Raw genomic sequence first — 17,090 nt, 5'->3', positions numbered from 1 at the left:
ATCCGGAATGCACAAACGGACGCAATGGGCGAACCTCGAACAACGGAATTTTCTCTACGTGGGGATTTTCTGCAAAAACAGTGCTTCAGGCACCAGCAGGAAACGACTCAGGATCTGCGCAATATTGGCAGAAGATTGAAGCGCCAGATAAACCCCGGAATGGCAAAAACAGCAAACATGCATAAAGTAACTACATAAAACTCCCAACCCTGCGCATGGAGATGACCATTCAGACCGTCCTCTATCCCCATGCCAATAACCCCGACAACAAGATACATTACCAGCCATTCGAACAGATACTGCCGTAATCCCTTATCGCCAGCCACCTTGCGAAAGAAGAACAGGCGATTGCTCAACCACGGCAGATTGGCGGCCACAAAAGCCAATGCAATGTACATCAACACCCAGTCCTGCACGGTCATCAGATCACTCTCCGTATAGCATGGAAACAAATGGCATCGGCAGCCTCGAAGTCATACCAGATGGCGGTATGGCCGATCCGGGACGCGAATGACCAAGTCGGCACGATGATCATATCCGATCGCCCCGCGCCAGGATCGTTGAAGATACACCACTTCGACCATATGCGGTCAACAAAATATCCTGCCATCGTCACCCCGGTCGGTCTTCAGGGTACGGCCGCACTGCGCCCCCAACAAGGGGGGCTTCCGGAAAGGGCACCCCGCAAGCATCCTGCAAGGGTTATGGAGGGTTAATTACCCTTGCTTGCTGGGTTGCAGAATAGAAAGGGCATGGGAGTTTATCAGCGCGGGTTCAGTGGTGGTAAAAGGCTCCATGTTGCTACCGATCAGCTGAACGTCATACCAACCATCACCTTTGTAGGACAACACCTTGAATTTAAGCATGGCCATGGATACTGCAGCAGTATACGTTGTTCCAATCGTCAGCGGCTTTTCTCGCTGACTTACAGCACATCCGGATAACCACAGCATTGCGACCATCCATGTCGCAATGATCAAGTGATGCCTGCACATATCGCACCTCAGCTTGTAACCCCTGAAAACGAGACCCCCCATCGCCTCTGCCCAACGCCGGAAGGAAAATCCGGCCACCATCGGGCATGGCGTCCAGCGCTGCCAGCGCGGAAAACATCCGCGCCTCAGTGTTTGAGTCGGCAGGATCGGAAGTGTTTGCCGAGGAGCATGAGGAACTGGATGGTTTGTTGGGTTTCCGGTTGTTTTATCAGTTCCCAGAGTCCGGTGAGGCCGCCTTTGGGAAGAGGGGCATGGGCCGCTTCTTCCGTAGCCCCGGCCAGACAGCGGAGGAAATCGGTCAGGATATGCTCCTGATCCATCTTTTCCGCCACCGTCACCATCCGCTCCATGACGCCGGTGCGGGTGGCCCGGTCGAGCAGACACATGGCATTGCTGGCCATGCCCGCCAACCGCGTCACGATTTCATCGCTCATGGAATCCTGCGCGGCACCGACCAGCCGCGCCAGATGCACGATACGCTCCAGATCCCCATTCTCCACCAGCGCGGAGATGGCGGGCAGGGCATGGACGACCTGACTGCGATGAACCCGATCCAGCAAGTCGAGACCATCGCTGGCCAGACCCGCCATCCGCCCGACCAATTCATCGCTCATGGAATCCTGCGCGGCACCGGCCAACCGCGCCAGATGCACGATACGCTCCAGATCCCCGTTCTCCACCAGATGCGCCAGGGCTTCCCGGGCCTCGGTCAACTTCTCCTCGTGGGAGGTTTCCGCCATAACAGCCGTCATAGATCACCTCCCTTAGAGTAAGCCGCGGGCACTGGCCCAATAGAGCTGGTTGTAGGCCATCTTGAAGGCATGGACCGCACCGGTCGGGGCCTTGGGCTGCGGAGGATGCTGGTAATCAAACATGGCATACGTGGCGCGATCCTTGCCCGCCTCTATGAAGCAGAAGACCTTGCCATCGTAACTGCGCACCGATCGCCCGATCTTGATCACCGCCGCGACATTCTCGGCGGCGACCTCAGCCTCGAAATGCGTGGTGGAGCCGGCCTTGCTGATCGGCAGGTTGGTGGTGTCCCCCAGGACGATGACATTCTTGCCGTATTCCCCCTCCATGTGCAAAGACGTGCGGTTGGTAGGAATCCAGCCATTCTGCCCGAGGCCATTCTGCTCGATGACTTCCTGACCCTTGTGCGGCGGCACCGCCACCAGCAGGTCATACTTGACGGCACCCCCCTCCTCACTGAGGACCTGGGCATTTTTGCCATCGACTTCCTTCATATTGAACAGAGTCTCGTACTGGATGCCCATCCGGTCGAATTCCGGTGCCGCCCACTTCGCCACATTCTCCAGGCTATGCACCCGACCGATGGGATACGTGTAGTAGAACTCGGTCTTGTCCAGCAGGCCACGATCCTGAATGAAATCGTGCATGGCGAAGGTGATTTCCAGCGGAATCATCGGACACTTGTGCGGCAGACCGACGGTGACGACGATGCGCCCCCCCTTGAAGTCCGAGAGTTGCCGGAAGAACTCCACCGCATTCTCCGCGGTGTAACAGTTGATGGAGTTCTCCTTGAGGCCGGGGATGTTTTCTGGCATGGGACGGGAGCCGGTGGAAATGACGATAACATCATACTCATGAACCTTGCCGCTCTTGCATTTGACGTGATTGTCGGCGAGATGAAATTCCTCCACGGGATCGACATGAAACTCGATACCGGGTTCCAGCAGGCTCTGCTGTTCGCGGACCAGTTCATCCGGGGTCGTCCGACCCATGGCCACATAAAGCCAACCGGGCTGATAGACGTGTTCGTGGCTGGCCGAGAGCATGGTAATGCGGGCCTTGCCGGTTTTCATTTCATGGTGGATACGGCGGGCCAGATGATTGGCGAAAATGGTGCCCCCCATACCCCCACCGACGACGAGAATTCTCATGATGTCACTCCTTGTAGGTCTGTGTACTGGTTGGACGTCGTGCTACTTGGCCTTGCGCACCCGGATGTGCCAGGTACCCGCATCATCCTGTCGGGTATCCAGCATTTCGTGACCGACCTTTTGGATCCACTCCGGTACATCCGCAGCGGAACCGGCATCGGTGGACAACAATTCCAGGGTGTCGCCGACACTCATCATCTTCATGCTGGAAATCAGTTCCATCAGCGGCCCGGGGCAAAAACTGCCGCGGGCATCTACGACTCTTTCACTCATCTACCACTCCTTTTTAAAAGGTCAGGATCTGCGCGCCTTCGGCGTCGCTGAGGAACTTGGTCAGACCCAAAGGTCCGGCGACGATGTCTTCCATCGCCTCCGCCTGGATCCCCATCACGTCCATGGCCATGGAGCAGGCCCAGATTTTGGCATCGCCCAGTTCCACGGCCTGCTCAAAAATCTGGTAGAACGGCGGCACATTGCGCCCGGCCATCGAATGCCCCATCTCGCCTTCCACCGGAGCCTCCTTGCCGTGTCCTTTCACAAAATAGGGAAAGGCATTCATGGATAGAAAAACATGCACCTCCGACCCCGAAACCGCCGCCACCGACGCCGCCATCGCCGCAAACTGCAACCGCTCTCTCACCCCACTTAAACAAATGATATATAATCCCGACATGAAAACCTCACTTTGCCAAATATATGGCGGGTCCTCGGCAAGAGATTGCCAATGTGGATTACTCAGATAAGATGATTATAGCGTATTGTTTGATAGTTATACCAATCGATAATCGCAATATTATTTTATAGAAAGATAATCATGTTGTAGTGTGTTGCCAATATCTCCGGGCCGCACGACACCGCCACGAGACAACCTATATAATAATTTATGCGACTAAATATAATGCAATATATCATATATAAACCAAAACTGAGGCATAATAATTAACTAACGAATATCACCTATGGAACACCAGCCATCCAGGTTGTCATAACCTTTTGCTTCTCCTGTTCATTAAATATATTTACGTCGTACGATGGGCTGTTCTTACAGAAACGTGGCGCGGCTGAATGTCAGCGCAATGGCAATAGTTGGTCTTCAGGCACGGTAATGACACCAATCTTGCTGGCTGATAACAATAGGTGCATACTTGAAACGGTATCGACACAACATGGTTTTTGGCAGCGCTTGGACCAACCTACCACGACTACGGACTAACCCATGCCAGAACAGCAGGAAAGGAATCGGATCGTGCCACCAGCGATAGGAACCGGGGCTCGGGGTAGAACCCTGAGTTTTTACGGCAAGCTTCTGGACCTCATTGTCATAGCGCTGATCTTTGTTATGCTGCTCACCCTGCTGGGCGCATTGGTTGGATTGGCTTATGATTTTGCAGTTGCAGTGAGCACTCTGCACGAGGCCGCTGCTGTCCAAGGCCTCACACATATCCATGGTCTCGTTGAGGACCTCGGGCAGGGGCTCGTCATTGATGTTCTCTCAACCTTCGTCCTAATTGAACTTTTCCGCACCTTCACAGATTATTTAGAGTTTCATCGCATTCGGCTGCGGGTACTGGCCGAAGTAGGCATCGTTTTTGTTTTGCGGGAGATATTTATCGGCCTTTACGCCCATCGCATGGATTCAACGGAGCTTCTGGCCATCGCAGCACTGTTAGCCGTCCTGGTGGCCGCACGTGTCGCCGCTGTCCAATTTCCTCCCCGTCGCAACGAAACATAGCTTTTGTAACGCCTGGTTGTGGTCCGCAGAAAAGACGGTAGATAAAGTTTGGAACGCTTATTGGATGCCCAATAAACACAAGTGACGAGCGCTACAGCACATAACGTTATGATAAACACTTCAATGCCCGGGCTGGCATGGAGGATGCGAGCTGCGTTACCATGAAGGGGGTAGCCTGACGGCCCATTGATAAACATCATTTTTTATAAAAGGACTATGAATTATGTCTTTAGCATCGCCAAAATATTCCACGCTCATTCGAGTATTGCTGATGGGCTGCATCATGTGTGTTTCATCGGCATGCGCCAGGAAAGATGCTCACACCAGCGCCGCACGAAAAACCACCTCAGACATCAGTTGCATTGGGTCACCCTCTTTTTGCGGGCACAAGACCATTAAAGTATACCCGACCACCTGATAACAATTAGATCAACCAGATATACTGTTTCACAATCCCAAACTCAGAGATAAGCAACATAGGTATTCGGTGCGGCTCGCTCAGTAATATATTGACTGCTGACTACGTCATCTATCTCCGGGATAAGCTCATCATTATTTAAACTGCACCACTCCATGGATCGTTCGCAAATACTAATTTTGACGCCGGCTGATTTTGCAGATCGCATAGAGTCATATAGTAGACGCATATATTCTTCATCGAAGCCACTTTTTACCGCTTGTATTGTTGCAATAACCCCAGATTCTCCGGTCAAAATAACTTCTACGTCGTACTCAGCCGTAGCTGCTTTGGCCCGGTTAAAAACAGCCACTATGGCTTCGCTCTTTTCCATATCCAGGGTTGTAACAACAATCAACAGATACCTCATACACATGCCTGCAATACAGATAATGACCGACATCTATCCATGTTTTGTCTACACCGAGGAATAAAGAGAGTGCCACCATGGCGGTCCAATTCCATTTCCATGCTTTCCGTCCTTCATTATCTGCCGGCGCCCAACAACTTTTCTCGCCCCGCACGAAAAATCCTTAACGCTAAAGGCAATCAGAGCTTTCCATAAGAATGCAATCCGGATAGAAAGAGGTTAACGCCCAGAAAGCAGAATGTCACAACCCACAGACTCATGAAGGACCACCATGCCATCTGCTTGCCTCGCCATCCTTTACTTGTACGGGCATGAAGGTATCCGGCATAATTCAACCAAACTATAAGTGCCCACGTCTCCTTGGGATCCCACGACCAGAACCCGCCCCACGCTTTGGCGGCCCATACGGCACCGAGGATAGTGGCGATCGTAAACAACAGAAATCCCAAGGCAATTGCCTTGGACATCATGTTATCCATAACCTCCCCGCTGGGAAGAGCCCGCGCGAGAACTCCGCCGCCACCGTTTCTACGCGAGCGGTCGCCGAGAATATAGGCGAGACCAACCAGACTGGCGATAGTAAAGTTGGCATATGCCACAAACATCATCGGTACGTGCAATTTCATCCAGAAGCTTTGTAGCGCAGGAATTATCGGTGCTATACGGTCCATATGCTGGACAAAGGTCAGCCAGATAAGGAACCCTGCGGCCGCTGCAACCAGGGGCATGACAAAAGCCCCCAGTGCTCTGGATTTGAAGCGGGACTCATAATAAAGGTAAAAGAGGGCAGTGGCTGCGCAAAATACCACCATCACCTCCCAAAGATTGGTCACCGGAACATGTCCCCAATCAGGATGCCCGATATAGGTTTCGCGCCAACGGACACCAAGGCCGATGAAGCCCATAAGAACACCGGCCCATGTCAGCCCCGTTGCCAAGCGCCCCACTTTTTCCGAGAGGGTAACCAGGTAGATAATATAAGCACTGGTGGCGGCCAAAAGAAAACCGATCATCCACATAACACCGGCATAGCCCTGTAATACGTAACATAAAATGACATCGTTAGCAGGTGTTTGGCCGATGCTATACAACCAAACACCCAGAAGAGCGGCGCTGACCACCGTCAGGAATGCCACCTGGAAGGCGCGCCAGTGAATACCGACGGCAACCAACGTGACATACCAGGTAGCAAGAACCACATATTGCCAAAACCAAAACTGGCTATTAAAAACGTCCACCAAAACACCAGCAGCAACCGTGAGCCCCGCGAACCACAGCAGGTCCAGCTTGCTGATGCGATTAACCCAATGTCCCTCGGCTTCCATTTTCGTAAGCGCGAGCGACTCATCTGCTTGTGAGCTAGCCATCATTATTCTCCTTCCTGTCATCCTGACTCTGCAGGGCACTCTTGAGACGGGTAACAAATCCTTCAAACTCCTTGGTAAACTCATACGGATTTCGGCTGCTCGCGCCACCGATTATCACCTCTGTGCCATCCGTCAACGTGCGCAACGCAACCGACATCCGGCGCTGCGGCAGATAGAATAGTATAAATATGCCAAGAACCAGTACAGCACAACCCCAATAAATAACCACAGTGGCAGGCCACTTCGTAACCTCTAGCCCAGCCGCCCAGCGGTGATCAAATCCGGTAAGAGTAACCACGAAGGGTACTGGGTATGCTTTAAGCTGCAATATTGCGCTAATCGCGGACTGGAAATATAATCCCTCGGCCTCCGTCGTCATAGATGGCGCATATTTGTTAACCACCACCTTAAATGTATGTAGAATGTAGCGCTTGGTGCTTTCACCGTTACTCACGCTTGCCTGCTTTTGTAGTGCGGACAAGTATTTCATAAATAACCCAATGGAACCATTTGGTCCCGTTGGGATAAAAAGATATTGGTATGGAGTACCGAACGCTGTCCTAACGCCTTGCACAAAATAGGATTGTCCATCTCTCGTGATCGGCTGCATATAGGTCTTAAACTCGGCACTAGACGCAGATTTACTTTGCGCAATATATGTAAAACTCGGCCCGAGGTTGATGTGTTTATGTGCTGCGCCCGGCCGAGATTCTATGGCGTCTGCAGGGACAACATTATCCAAGGAGAATCCTTTTAATTTTAACTTATAGCTCGTACCGGATAAATTTATTGACTGCCCGACGCGCGCTTGCTCATCAACCGCATCTGCCCCCGGATCATTAAACATATAGCGTTTCATTTTCAGAAGGGATCCCCCGTCGACAAAGCTCGCCTGAAATACCTGAACGCCATGATAGGTAAGTGGGTGATTAACTCGGACATTAGCCTCTTTCAGTACCTTACCTTCCTTATTGTAAAGGACGATATTGGATATAAAATCCTTAGGCATGCCCGTAGAGTAGTAAGCGACATGAAACCGCTTCAACATGATCCGGAACGGAAGTGGTTGGACCAGATAACCATTCCCTACCAACTCATAGACGACTTGCGTTGACTGGCCTTCCGGAACGGTAACCGTGCCACGGTATGCAGGATTATTATCCGAGAGCCAAGCCTTTTTGTTGACTTCCGACAGCGGAATATGAAAGTTATTCTCCGGTCGTACTGCGCCCGTCAGCATATCCAGCTTCACCGGAATATCGGCGTTATAAAGCGCGGCCGCACAAAATACTATGATCGCCGCATGTGTTAGTATATACCCAAGTCGATTATAACGCCCTTTTCGAGCAGTAACTACCACCCCGTCTTTGCTTTCGTGCAGCTTCGGCCGATATCCACGCCCCCGCATGACAGCTACTACCATATTACTCGCGGACTGAACGGTTAATGGCGAGAACAGTTCCGTATTATTCACCATCCCTCGCGGATCGTACCCCGATCCAACCACCAAATCCGGCTCGCGCATTTCCCTCAGCATGCGCGGTGTATTACGAATCAAACATGTGCTAGTAGACAGCACGAGAAAACCGACTATCGCCAGGTACCAATTAGTGCGGTAAACATTGTACAAACCGACGTCACGAAAGACAGCGAACCAGAATGAGCCAAACTTTAAAACGTAATCTTCATATGGCTGTTGTTGGTTGAGAACTGTACCAATAACAGAGGCGATGGCGAGCAACACCAGCAGACTAACCGCTAATCGCATGGATCCCAAAAAGTTTATTGCTAAGCGCACTCTCGAATAACTTGCATCTCCAGAAATCTGCTTAGCCAAATCTGATCCCTCTGATAACTACATGATTAGTGGCAGGCTATTAATACACCTGTAAACAGTTCTATAATAAGATAGCAATGCATATTTATGCCCGGAACTGACTCATTGCATCTTACTCACCCGCAATGGCAAATAAAGTGAAGACCCCATATCCATGGGGCAAACCATGCACTATCGCGCTATCCTAAGCATAAACCATATAATTAGCTTGATACCATATGCGCACGGGGCAATCAAGCCCTACATCGCGATCTCCCCGGGCCGCCCACCCCCACCCCGTGGACCCATAAAATGGGACACTGCTAGGTGCTGGATAGTTCCACTTTGGTGAGAACGTTGCACCCTCAACATCGGCATCAGGGCTCATTAACATATCAATATGTTACCACATATTAATAAATGATGTCTCTGTTACAGCGTATCGTTGTTGGCGACGGAGCATAACGACCCCACACCGGGGCACACCAAACCGGTACACGCACATCGAAAAACCCGCCAGACCCGTAAACGTGCTGGTCAGGCGGGCCGTTTTCATGCCCGGCACACAACTGGCTTGGAACCGTTAACCGGTTGTATGGGCATTACTACGTTTTTTCTTCAGATCAATCCAATATGCCGTCTTGAGAAAATAGGCAAGGATGGTAAATAGTACCATGATACCAATGATATATGGGCCGATCGCCATTCGTGTAAAATACGAGGGATCCGAGGCGTATCGAAGGAACGCCACAACATCTGCGACATTTTTGTGATATTCGGCAGGAGAAAGTTTTCCGGGAAAAATTACTTGCCCCTTTGGCCCAACCGTACCGCCCCATGGAGCCAATACATTTGGCATGGCAACCATTGGGAACACATAATTGTTCCAACCTGATGGCCGCGCAGGATCCCAATAGAATGACAACAGGTACGTATAAATAAATTTTGAGCCGAGATACCGGTCCATATGACTCAAATTTGGAGGAGGCTTTCCTAACCATTTGGCTGCCATGTCAGGGGGCATTGGGGAGACTATTTCTCCCTTCCAGGCCGCGCCGTTCGGAAGCATGATATCCTTCTCCACCTCTTTTTTCGTCATGCCAAGATCTGCACGGAGGTACTCGTAACGCAATGAACTAACTGAATGGCACGCCATACAGTGATCTGCGAAATAACGCGCTCCAGAGATTACAGTGGTCCGGTTGAACGTGTAATGCGGCGTCATCCAGTGCACCGTATTTTCCGCCCCCCATGCCATCCCGGGAATCAACATGGCCACCAACAACAACCATAGATATCTGTACGTGCTCATCCTGTAACCCTCTCCGGTACGGGCCGTGTAGGTTCTATCATGCTAACGAACGGCAGCAAGAGGTAAAACCCGAGGTATAAAGCTGTCGCCACCCGCTCGATCAAAAAATATTTAGGCAATGGCGGTTCCTGACCAATCCATGCCAAAATAATGAAGGACACCCCCGCAATAATAAGCATCATCCTGTACACTGGACGGTATCTGCTGGACCGAACGGGGTTACGATCGAGCCAAGGCAGCAGCAACGGCAGCAAGACGGATGTAATCATTATTGCGATGCCATAATATTTGTTAGGTACCGCACGGAGCATTGCGTAATAAGGCGATAGGTACCAAGGTGGGGTTACATCTGGTAAGCTGACCATCGGGTTTGCGGCAAGGAACGTTGTACGTTCCATGAATACCCCATGCATGGTTGGCGCATAAAATATAATAGTAACGAATATGGTCAGCCAAACCCCAACACCAAACAGATCTTTCACGGTATAATATGGGTGAAATGGTACACCATCCAACGGGTGTCCATCCGGGCCCTTATGTTTTTTGATGTCAATACCGTCGGGGTTGTTCGAACCTACCCGATGCAATGCTACGATATGGAGCGCGATGGCGGCGAGAATAATAAGGAAGAACAGAACCACGTGCAGCGCTAGAAAACGTTGCAGTGTCGCAGACCCGATCCCGGGACCGCCACGCGTTAGGGTAGTAAGCGATGGCCCCACCACCGGCAGTGCGTGCATAATAGAGGTAATAACCTCGCCCGCCCAATAAGATAAATTTCCAAATGGCAATACATATCCGACAAAGGCTTCTGCCATCATTAACAAATAAATAACATACCCGATAACCCAAACAAGCTCCCTAGGGGCGCGATGGGATCCATACAGTAGCCCGCGAAACATATGGGTATAGAGCAATATAAAGATTAAAGATACGCCATCAACATGCATATAGCGTATCAACCAGCCCCATTTTGTGTCGTACATGATGCCTTGTACTGAAGCAAAGGCATCTTGAGATGTAGGAACATAATGCGCCATCAGAAAAAACCCGCTAATCAACTGAAGCACGATCATCAACAACAGCAATGATCCTGCATAGTATAGAATATTGAAGTTTCTTGGCGCAAAATATTCTGTCATATGCTCCCTTATGGTTTCATCTACCGGGAGCCTCTTGTTAACCCATGCCGAAAATCTACTCATCGGATCCACTCCTCAATTATCAATCTGTCAACACAAGTGAGCTTTGGGATACATATGGGTTATCGTTGCACTCATCTTCTCTGTAGAGAGCTCATACTCCGGCACCGCCATATTATGCGGAGCTGGGGAACCCTGTATTACCCGTGCAGACAGATCGTACATTGAACCATGGCACGGGCAGTGAAATCCGCCAAGCCACCATGGCGCAACACTTCCTTTTTTCGGTCTATAATGTGGAATACAGCATAGATGATTACAGATACGTATCCCGACATACCACTCAGGAACTCTGGAACGATACATATTTGTACAGTAGGGGGGCTGCTGCGGCACTTTGCATAGCGGATCTTTTAAAATTCCTTTTGCCATCGTTTCTTTTAATGTAGCCAACATTTCCGGGGTCCGATTTATTATTATTACTGGTTTTTTCTGCCACGGCACCGTCACCTGCATACCTGGTTCAATGGGCGTCAGATCTACGGTGGTTGACGATGCCGCTTCGGCCGCAGCCGTCGGCTCCAATGAATCAACGAGGGGCACAGCTACCATCCCGGCTACCACCGCGCCAACTGCCGATGTAGCCGCCGCCAAAAATCGCCGGCGTGTAATATTTTTGTGGCCATGTTCCGAATCTGTAACTATTGTCATTTCTATAACCTCGCTCGTGCTTTGATACAAACCGCGTAACTACCAGAGTTTGTTTTATTCCGTAGGGCTGTTTGCGGCACCATCCAACGTCTGTCAGGTTATTACTCAAGAACCGCAACAACCTGGCGATCATCGTGTTCCGTATCCAGCCAATCTCTGGCATTCATTATTTGCCCACGTGTATTGTTGCTATCAGGCCCTAACAAATATTCATAAAGGGGCATTATCGCTATCGGTGGCGGAACGGACATTATTGATGCTCCCGGATGTGTCCTCACCCGCATTCCCGTACGGCACGGCCCAGGATTTATCACGTTCACGCGAACGTTGGTGTTTTGCAATTCAATTGCAAGCGTAAGTCCAAAATGTTGTACTGCCGCTTTACTTACAGCATACGCTCCCCAATAACCTTTTGCCTCAAGGGCGCAGTCATCAGTAATAAAAACAATGGATGCATCCTCGGATGCAAGCAGCAGTGGCAAACAGGCTTGTGTCAATAAGTATGGCGCGGTCATATTCACCTTCATCGCGCTTTCCCACAAATCCTCGTCGTAATACTGGATCGGTGTCAATATATCGAGTTCCGCAGCATTGTGCAGGACCCCATCCAGGCGACCTAAATTTTCCTTCAGGCGCTGCGCAAAATCCTGGTAATCGCGTCCCTTGGCAGTCAGCAAATCCATTGGATGTATAACCGGCTCCTTATAACCTGAATCAACAATTTCGTCGTATACACCCTCTAGCTTCCGCTGCGTTCGGCCCAATAACACTACTTCAGCACCCAAACGGGCAAATTCTACGGCAGCACAGCGACCAATCCCTTCCCCGGCTCCTGTAACAATGATTACACGCCCGTTCAGCAAGCCATCAACTGGTACATAATTATTCATTAGCACCTCCAGGCAAACTGCGTACATAGGTTGCCAACTCCGTAATCTGCGGCGCCGTTAGCCGCGAGGCGACGTATCGCATGATGGCATGCGGATCATTGGTTCTGAGGCCTTTTTTGAAATAATGCAGTTGCAATTCTACGTAGGCTCGCCGTTGACCTGCCAAGCGAGGAAAGTAAGGCGGGTCACCTAGACCGGTTGGACCGTGGCATGCCATACATGCAGGCACATGAAGGTTAGATATTCCACCTTCATATATCTTCTTTCCTTCTGCCGCTAGTTTAGCGTTTGCCATTTTTGCTTTCGGTGGAGTCTGAGTAGAGAAGTAATTTGCTACCTGTTGCACCTGTGCCGGCGTTAGCGACGCGGCCATGCCCCACATAATAGCCTTTGCCATGGGATCCGCACGGGTATGACTTCTAAAGTTGTTGAGTTGTTTGACCAAATAAGGAGACCATTGACCAGCCAAGTCTGGAAACATTGATCCACTGGGAGATATTCCAGTCATTCCGTGACATGCCATACAGGTAGTGCTTACCGGTTGCGGAATGCCGGTCGCGTTGGTACCCGTCGTATTCTGTGCATTCGCCACGGACTGCGTTGGAACCGTAACGGCCGTGGTCGAAGAAGCGGTGGCAGCCACAACCTCGCTATTCGGTGCACTTGCCGCTCCATAAGCAATTGTGTCGAAAAGCATCGCGCCCATACCGGTAAACACGACAGATACCAAGGCCACCATCTTGCCGGCTGTTTTTGTGTAGCTAAGTTGGACCATCTATCTCCACCCCCGCGTTAGCATATACTTATCATCTAATTAATCTATAACCCCATAATGTCCATATATGACTATAAAAACGGATTATGGTCAACCCCTTCCTTGATTATTGAAGATACTGCCCAAACTGCGCATCAAAGCCTGCGTTGAAGGCGGGGCAAAAAAGGCCCTGCAGGGATGGCGATCAGGGTCACCATCCCACACGGCCACGCGCCCGGGCGGGCGTTGATTGAAGCTATTTATTCAAAATTGCGTATTCCGGCCGCATCCGGCCACTGACTCCACGGCGATCCGGCCACCGATTCCATGTTCTGGATCGTCTGATCTACAACGCCTACAGGCTAACTAACGACGGAGAATTCATGCGGAAGAAGCGGCGGTTGACCCCGTCGCCCCAGTCGGCGTAACGTCCTTTTACCACGGTCATTACACTCCGCCCGCCCCGGCCGAATGGCATGGAATACGCATCGTATGCGCTGGATTTGGGGTGCTACTGACATGACTGAAACATGAGGATTCACTATTGACAGCACACCTTAGTCACTCCTTTGCCATTCATTTATGGCGCCATCTGAGCGTGCGTTCCAAAAGTATCATCTTTGTGCTTATGCTCATTGCCGGCATCTATGGAATGATCGTGCTGTTTCTCTACACCGCGGTCGAACAAAATATGGAAAAACAGATTCATAGTAGGGTCATCCATCTCAGCCGAGGACTTGCCCGCGATGCCGCTGATCCTCTGTTATCCGGAAACAGCAGCACGCTGCTTAAACTGGTTGAACAGGTCGAGAATAACCCGCTGATCCGCCGCGCAATCATAACCGATCCGCAGGGTCTGACAGTCGCAAGCACACAGTCAACGGCGATCGGTCGGCAAGGCCTGGTGCCGACAAACCCGGGGCACGAGGAGTTTACGGCTCCTATCCGTGCCGGATCGCATATCCTCGGCTATGTCAGCCTGCGGGCCAATAATGACGTGATCCAAAGCGTAGTGGATACCCGAATGGACCTTGCGATCAGGCGTCTTTCCTTTCTTGGCATGATCACGGCTTTCATGGGTCTCATCGGTGCCTCTCTCATTAGCAACACGTTTACTCGCCCCATTCGGCGTCTCTCGCAGCAGATGGCGGATGTGGAGTCGCGGCTCCATGTGGACGGTTTCCCGCAATATTCTCCCATTCCGGCGGATGGCGACGAGATAACCCGCCTGGAGGAAGGTTTCAAGAGGCTGGAACAGCGGTTGCAGCAATATCTGTTGGAACTCGAACAGTTACACCGGAGACAACAGGCGATGCAATGCATGGCGACGATTGGAGAGATGTCAGCCCAGGTGGCGCACGAGATCCGCAACGCGCTTTCCTCCTTACGCGGTGCGGCGCGATACCTGGTCCGCTACGAGCAGCCGGTGAACCGGCAAGAATTTATCAATATCATAGAAGAGGAGGTTCAGCGACTGTATGATATGACCCAGGGATTTCTCGATTTCGGGCGTCCTTATCATATAGATCTCACAGAAGTGCCCGCGCTGGACTTGCTCTTACGCAGCAGCAAAAGGCACGCGACGGATCTGGAGGCCAAACAAATTACTCTTACTATAAATTGCCCGCCGTCTCTGCAGGTCGTCGCCGATCCGCAGTTGTTTGAACAGGCTATCAGCAACTTGTTGCTCAACGCCGTCGAAGCCCTGCCGAACCACGGTGGCTGCATTACGTTATACGGTCGGCGCGAAGAAAACGGGCAGTTTGTGGCCGGGGTCGTGGACAATGGCCCAGGGGTGCCGCCGGAGCGGGCCAATGACATTTTCAAGCCTTACGTGACAGGGAAGGCGAAGGGCGGCGGCCTTGGTCTGGCGGTGGTCACGAAAATCATGATGGTCCACGACGGGCAAGTGGAATTGCGCCATCGGGAAGTCGGAGCCGAGTTCGCACTTTGTTTACCTCCGCAGGGTCCCGGCCGATGATCCACCCATCATCCTTTAAGGGTATCGAAAAGATTATTGGCATGCGATCCCAGAAAATTCTCATCGTCGAGGACGAAAAAAATCTGCGTAGCGTACTCGCGGCCATCCTGGAGGCTGAGGGCTTCTCGACTACACAAACAGAAAGCGCGGAGGACGCCCTGGCCGTCATGGCCAGGGAACTCCCTGTCCTGGTCCTCACAGACCAGCGCCTGCCAGGGATGAGCGGTACCGAATTGCTGGCACGCATCAAGGAGCGCTGGCCCAGAGTACCTGTGCTGATTGCCACGGCCTACGGTGAAATCGAACAGGCTGTGCAGGCGATCAAGGCGGGGGCGGAGCATTACCTGACCAAGCCGGTGGATGAAGGGGAACTCGTCGCCATCATTCGCCAGGCATTGAGTTGCCGGGGTCACACCAACCCGCCACGCAGCCAGGACTTGCCGCGCCACGGCATTATCGGGGAGAGTCCAGGCACACGCGAGATTCTGGAGATGATCCATCTCGTCGCGCCCGCCCCTTCCAATGTGCTGATTACCGGAGAGTCAGGAACCGGCAAAGAGCTGGTTGCCAGGGGGTTGCATGTGGCGTCCCCCCGTGCCCATGCGCCTTTTCTTGCATTCAACTGTGGTGCCGTTCCCCTGGATCTGGTGGAAAGCGAAATTTTCGGTCACGAGAAAGGCGCCTTCACCGGTGCGGTGCGGTCTCAGGCAGGGAAATTGGAAATGGCGGGCTCCGGAACCCTCTTTCTGGACGAAGTGGGTGACATGCCCCTGGCGATGCAGGTCAAGTTGTTACGCACCTTGCAGGAGCGGGAATATACTCGCCTCGGCGGGAATCAACCCCTGCGCCTCGCGGCCCGTATCATCGCTGCAACCCATGTGGACCTCGCCAAGGCGGTGGAGGCAGGCAGTTTTCGGGAAGACCTGTATTATCGGTTGAATGTCATCCCGTTGCACATCCCGCCGCTGCGGGAACGGCGGGAGGATATCGCGCCCCTCGTCCATCATTTTTTGCGGCGTGTGTGCACAGAGCTGGGGCGGCCTGAAGTAGACATCGCGGCTGCAGCGTTAGCTGCCATGGAGGCCTATTCGTGGCCCGGCAACATTCGCCAGCTCGAGAATATCGTCGAGCGTTTGGTGGTGCTGAATCGGGGGGGCACCATACTGGCCGCCGGTCTCCCGAACGAGATGCGCACCACGGAAACAGAGAGAATAGGCTCCTTTGGGGGGACTTATGATCTCCACGCCGTAGAGCGCGAGGCAGTCGTGTCGGCCCTGAACAAAGCGCAGTCCAACAAGAGTCAGGCCGCGCGGTTGCTTGGCATCAGCCGTAAGCAACTGCGGACCCGCATGAAAAATCTTGGGCTGGTCGCCGACCGTGAAGATGTGCCGGGCGGCGAGAAGCTATAATTTCGAGAGAGGCGCTAGCCTGGTCCGTTACTTGGCCAGGTCAAATGGGGCCGAAATACGCGCTCGTTGGCCCTTTCTGGCCAACTTCACGGTCGACCTGTGCCGTTTGGCCCTTCCCCACGCCTTCCGGATAACTCACGCTGCAAGAATAACAAGATAATACAGCATCCTGCGATCGTTATGCGATTGGCACAATACATGCAGTATGTAGGCCGCGGCCGCATGCTTGGGATGGCAATGGACTATTTAT

Annotated in this window: 17 protein-coding genes; 3 read left to right on the top strand and 14 right to left on the bottom strand. The window is 52.0% G+C overall.

What is annotated here, in order from left to right:
* Window positions 1-107: 107 nt before the first annotated feature.
* From AFERRID_RS07050 to AFERRID_RS07025, 6 genes are all read right to left on the bottom strand, one after another.
* Entirely contained in the window at window positions 108-422 is a 315-nt protein-coding gene (locus AFERRID_RS07050) for a DUF2818 family protein (RefSeq protein ID WP_126604687.1), read from the bottom strand.
* Window positions 423-716: 294 nt separating this feature from the next.
* On the bottom strand, window positions 717-980 hold the full coding sequence (locus AFERRID_RS07045; RefSeq protein ID WP_226822282.1) for a hypothetical protein: 264 nt from the start codon (window positions 978-980) through the stop codon (window positions 717-719).
* 140 nt (window positions 981-1,120) lie between these two features.
* Window positions 1,121-1,747 carry a hypothetical protein gene (locus AFERRID_RS07040; RefSeq protein ID WP_126604685.1) on the bottom strand — a complete coding sequence of 209 codons (627 nt, stop codon included), beginning with the start codon at window positions 1,745-1,747 and terminating at the stop codon, window positions 1,121-1,123.
* Window positions 1,748-1,759: 12 nt separating this feature from the next.
* A complete protein-coding gene (locus AFERRID_RS07035) occupies window positions 1,760-2,899 on the bottom strand; it encodes an NAD(P)/FAD-dependent oxidoreductase (protein WP_126604684.1) in 1,140 nt (379 codons plus the stop codon).
* Window positions 2,900-2,941: 42 nt separating this feature from the next.
* Window positions 2,942-3,172 carry a sulfurtransferase TusA family protein gene (locus AFERRID_RS07030; protein ID WP_113526101.1) on the bottom strand — a complete coding sequence of 77 codons (231 nt, stop codon included), beginning with the start codon at window positions 3,170-3,172 and terminating at the stop codon, window positions 2,942-2,944.
* A gap of 13 nt (window positions 3,173-3,185) precedes the next feature.
* Window positions 3,186-3,572 carry a DsrE/DsrF/DrsH-like family protein gene (locus AFERRID_RS07025; protein WP_126604683.1) on the bottom strand — a complete coding sequence of 129 codons (387 nt, stop codon included), beginning with the start codon at window positions 3,570-3,572 and terminating at the stop codon, window positions 3,186-3,188.
* Window positions 3,573-4,115: 543 nt separating this feature from the next.
* Between AFERRID_RS07025 and AFERRID_RS07020 the strand changes: the two genes are divergently transcribed.
* A complete protein-coding gene (locus tag AFERRID_RS07020; RefSeq protein ID WP_225981881.1) occupies window positions 4,116-4,631 on the top strand; it encodes a phosphate-starvation-inducible PsiE family protein in 516 nt (171 codons plus the stop codon).
* 461 nt (window positions 4,632-5,092) lie between these two features.
* Here the strand turns inward: AFERRID_RS07020 and AFERRID_RS07015 are convergent, their stop codons facing one another.
* The 8 genes from AFERRID_RS07015 to AFERRID_RS06980 form a co-directional block, all read right to left on the bottom strand.
* Entirely contained in the window at window positions 5,093-5,491 is a 399-nt protein-coding gene (locus AFERRID_RS07015) for a hypothetical protein (protein WP_226828974.1), read from the bottom strand.
* A 146-nt stretch (window positions 5,492-5,637) separates the two neighbouring features.
* Complete coding sequence (ccsB, locus tag AFERRID_RS07010; RefSeq protein WP_126605685.1) at window positions 5,638-6,825, bottom strand: c-type cytochrome biogenesis protein CcsB; 1,188 nt, start codon at window positions 6,823-6,825, stop codon at window positions 5,638-5,640.
* Entirely contained in the window at window positions 6,818-8,662 is a 1,845-nt protein-coding gene (locus AFERRID_RS07005; RefSeq protein WP_126604682.1) for a cytochrome c biogenesis protein ResB, read from the bottom strand. Before AFERRID_RS07005 ends, ccsB begins: the two co-directional genes overlap by 8 nt.
* 562 nt (window positions 8,663-9,224) lie before the next feature.
* The gene (locus AFERRID_RS07000; protein ID WP_126604681.1) at window positions 9,225-9,953 is read right to left on the bottom strand and encodes a cytochrome c1; all 729 of its coding nucleotides are present in this window, start codon (window positions 9,951-9,953) and stop codon (window positions 9,225-9,227) included.
* The gene (locus AFERRID_RS06995) at window positions 9,950-11,158 is read right to left on the bottom strand and encodes a cytochrome b (protein WP_126604680.1); all 1,209 of its coding nucleotides are present in this window, start codon (window positions 11,156-11,158) and stop codon (window positions 9,950-9,952) included. The genes AFERRID_RS07000 and AFERRID_RS06995 overlap by 4 nt, the downstream gene beginning before the upstream one ends.
* Before the next feature lie 27 nt (window positions 11,159-11,185).
* A complete protein-coding gene (petA, locus tag AFERRID_RS06990; protein ID WP_113526107.1) occupies window positions 11,186-11,806 on the bottom strand; it encodes a ubiquinol-cytochrome c reductase iron-sulfur subunit in 621 nt (206 codons plus the stop codon).
* A 101-nt stretch (window positions 11,807-11,907) separates the two neighbouring features.
* A complete protein-coding gene (locus AFERRID_RS06985) occupies window positions 11,908-12,696 on the bottom strand; it encodes a YciK family oxidoreductase (protein WP_126604679.1) in 789 nt (262 codons plus the stop codon).
* A complete protein-coding gene (locus AFERRID_RS06980) occupies window positions 12,689-13,471 on the bottom strand; it encodes a c-type cytochrome (protein ID WP_126604678.1) in 783 nt (260 codons plus the stop codon). The genes AFERRID_RS06985 and AFERRID_RS06980 overlap by 8 nt, the downstream gene beginning before the upstream one ends.
* A gap of 523 nt (window positions 13,472-13,994) precedes the next feature.
* On the opposite strand from AFERRID_RS06980, the gene AFERRID_RS06975 reads away from it, so the two are divergent.
* Together AFERRID_RS06975 and AFERRID_RS06970 are read left to right on the top strand one after the other, a co-directional pair.
* Window positions 13,995-15,431, top strand: coding sequence for a sensor histidine kinase (locus AFERRID_RS06975; protein ID WP_226858230.1), 1,437 nt, complete (start codon window positions 13,995-13,997; stop codon window positions 15,429-15,431).
* A 41-nt stretch (window positions 15,432-15,472) separates the two neighbouring features.
* Complete coding sequence (locus AFERRID_RS06970) at window positions 15,473-16,840, top strand: sigma-54-dependent transcriptional regulator (protein WP_126604677.1); 1,368 nt, start codon at window positions 15,473-15,475, stop codon at window positions 16,838-16,840.
* Window positions 16,841-17,090 lie beyond the last annotated feature (250 nt).

Origin of the sequence: Acidithiobacillus ferridurans, from assembly GCF_003966655.1 — a bacterium.
GTDB lineage: Bacteria > Pseudomonadota > Gammaproteobacteria > Acidithiobacillales > Acidithiobacillaceae > Acidithiobacillus > Acidithiobacillus ferridurans.
Note: the sequence above shows the minus strand (reverse complement) of the source record. Positions and strands in the feature narration are given on the sequence as shown.

Bases quoted from the DNA above. Each gene is read 5' to 3' on its own strand.
- AFERRID_RS06985 (WP_126604679.1), bottom strand. From the start codon at position 12,696: ATGAATAATTATGTACCAGTTGATGGCTTGCTGAACGGGCGTGTAATC.
- petA (WP_113526107.1), bottom strand. From the start codon at position 11,806: ATGACAATAGTTACAGATTCGGAACATGGCCACAAAAATATTACACGC.
- AFERRID_RS07035 (WP_126604684.1), bottom strand. From the start codon at position 2,899: ATGAGAATTCTCGTCGTCGGTGGGGGTATGGGGGGCACCATTTTCGCC.
- AFERRID_RS07020 (WP_225981881.1), top strand. From the start codon at position 4,116: ATGCCAGAACAGCAGGAAAGGAATCGGATCGTGCCACCAGCGATAGGA.
- AFERRID_RS06980 (WP_126604678.1), bottom strand. From the start codon at position 13,471: ATGGTCCAACTTAGCTACACAAAAACAGCCGGCAAGATGGTGGCCTTG.
- ccsB (WP_126605685.1), bottom strand. From the start codon at position 6,825: ATGGCTAGCTCACAAGCAGATGAGTCGCTCGCGCTTACGAAAATGGAA.
- AFERRID_RS07015 (WP_226828974.1), bottom strand. From the start codon at position 5,491: ATGTCGGTCATTATCTGTATTGCAGGCATGTGTATGAGGTATCTGTTG.
- AFERRID_RS07000 (WP_126604681.1), bottom strand. From the start codon at position 9,953: ATGAGCACGTACAGATATCTATGGTTGTTGTTGGTGGCCATGTTGATT.
- AFERRID_RS07030 (WP_113526101.1), bottom strand. From the start codon at position 3,172: ATGAGTGAAAGAGTCGTAGATGCCCGCGGCAGTTTTTGCCCCGGGCCG.
- AFERRID_RS06995 (WP_126604680.1), bottom strand. From the start codon at position 11,158: ATGAGTAGATTTTCGGCATGGGTTAACAAGAGGCTCCCGGTAGATGAA.
- AFERRID_RS07040 (WP_126604685.1), bottom strand. From the start codon at position 1,747: ATGACGGCTGTTATGGCGGAAACCTCCCACGAGGAGAAGTTGACCGAG.
- AFERRID_RS07050 (WP_126604687.1), bottom strand. From the start codon at position 422: ATGACCGTGCAGGACTGGGTGTTGATGTACATTGCATTGGCTTTTGTG.
- AFERRID_RS06970 (WP_126604677.1), top strand. From the start codon at position 15,473: ATGCGATCCCAGAAAATTCTCATCGTCGAGGACGAAAAAAATCTGCGT.
- AFERRID_RS07025 (WP_126604683.1), bottom strand. From the start codon at position 3,572: ATGTCGGGATTATATATCATTTGTTTAAGTGGGGTGAGAGAGCGGTTG.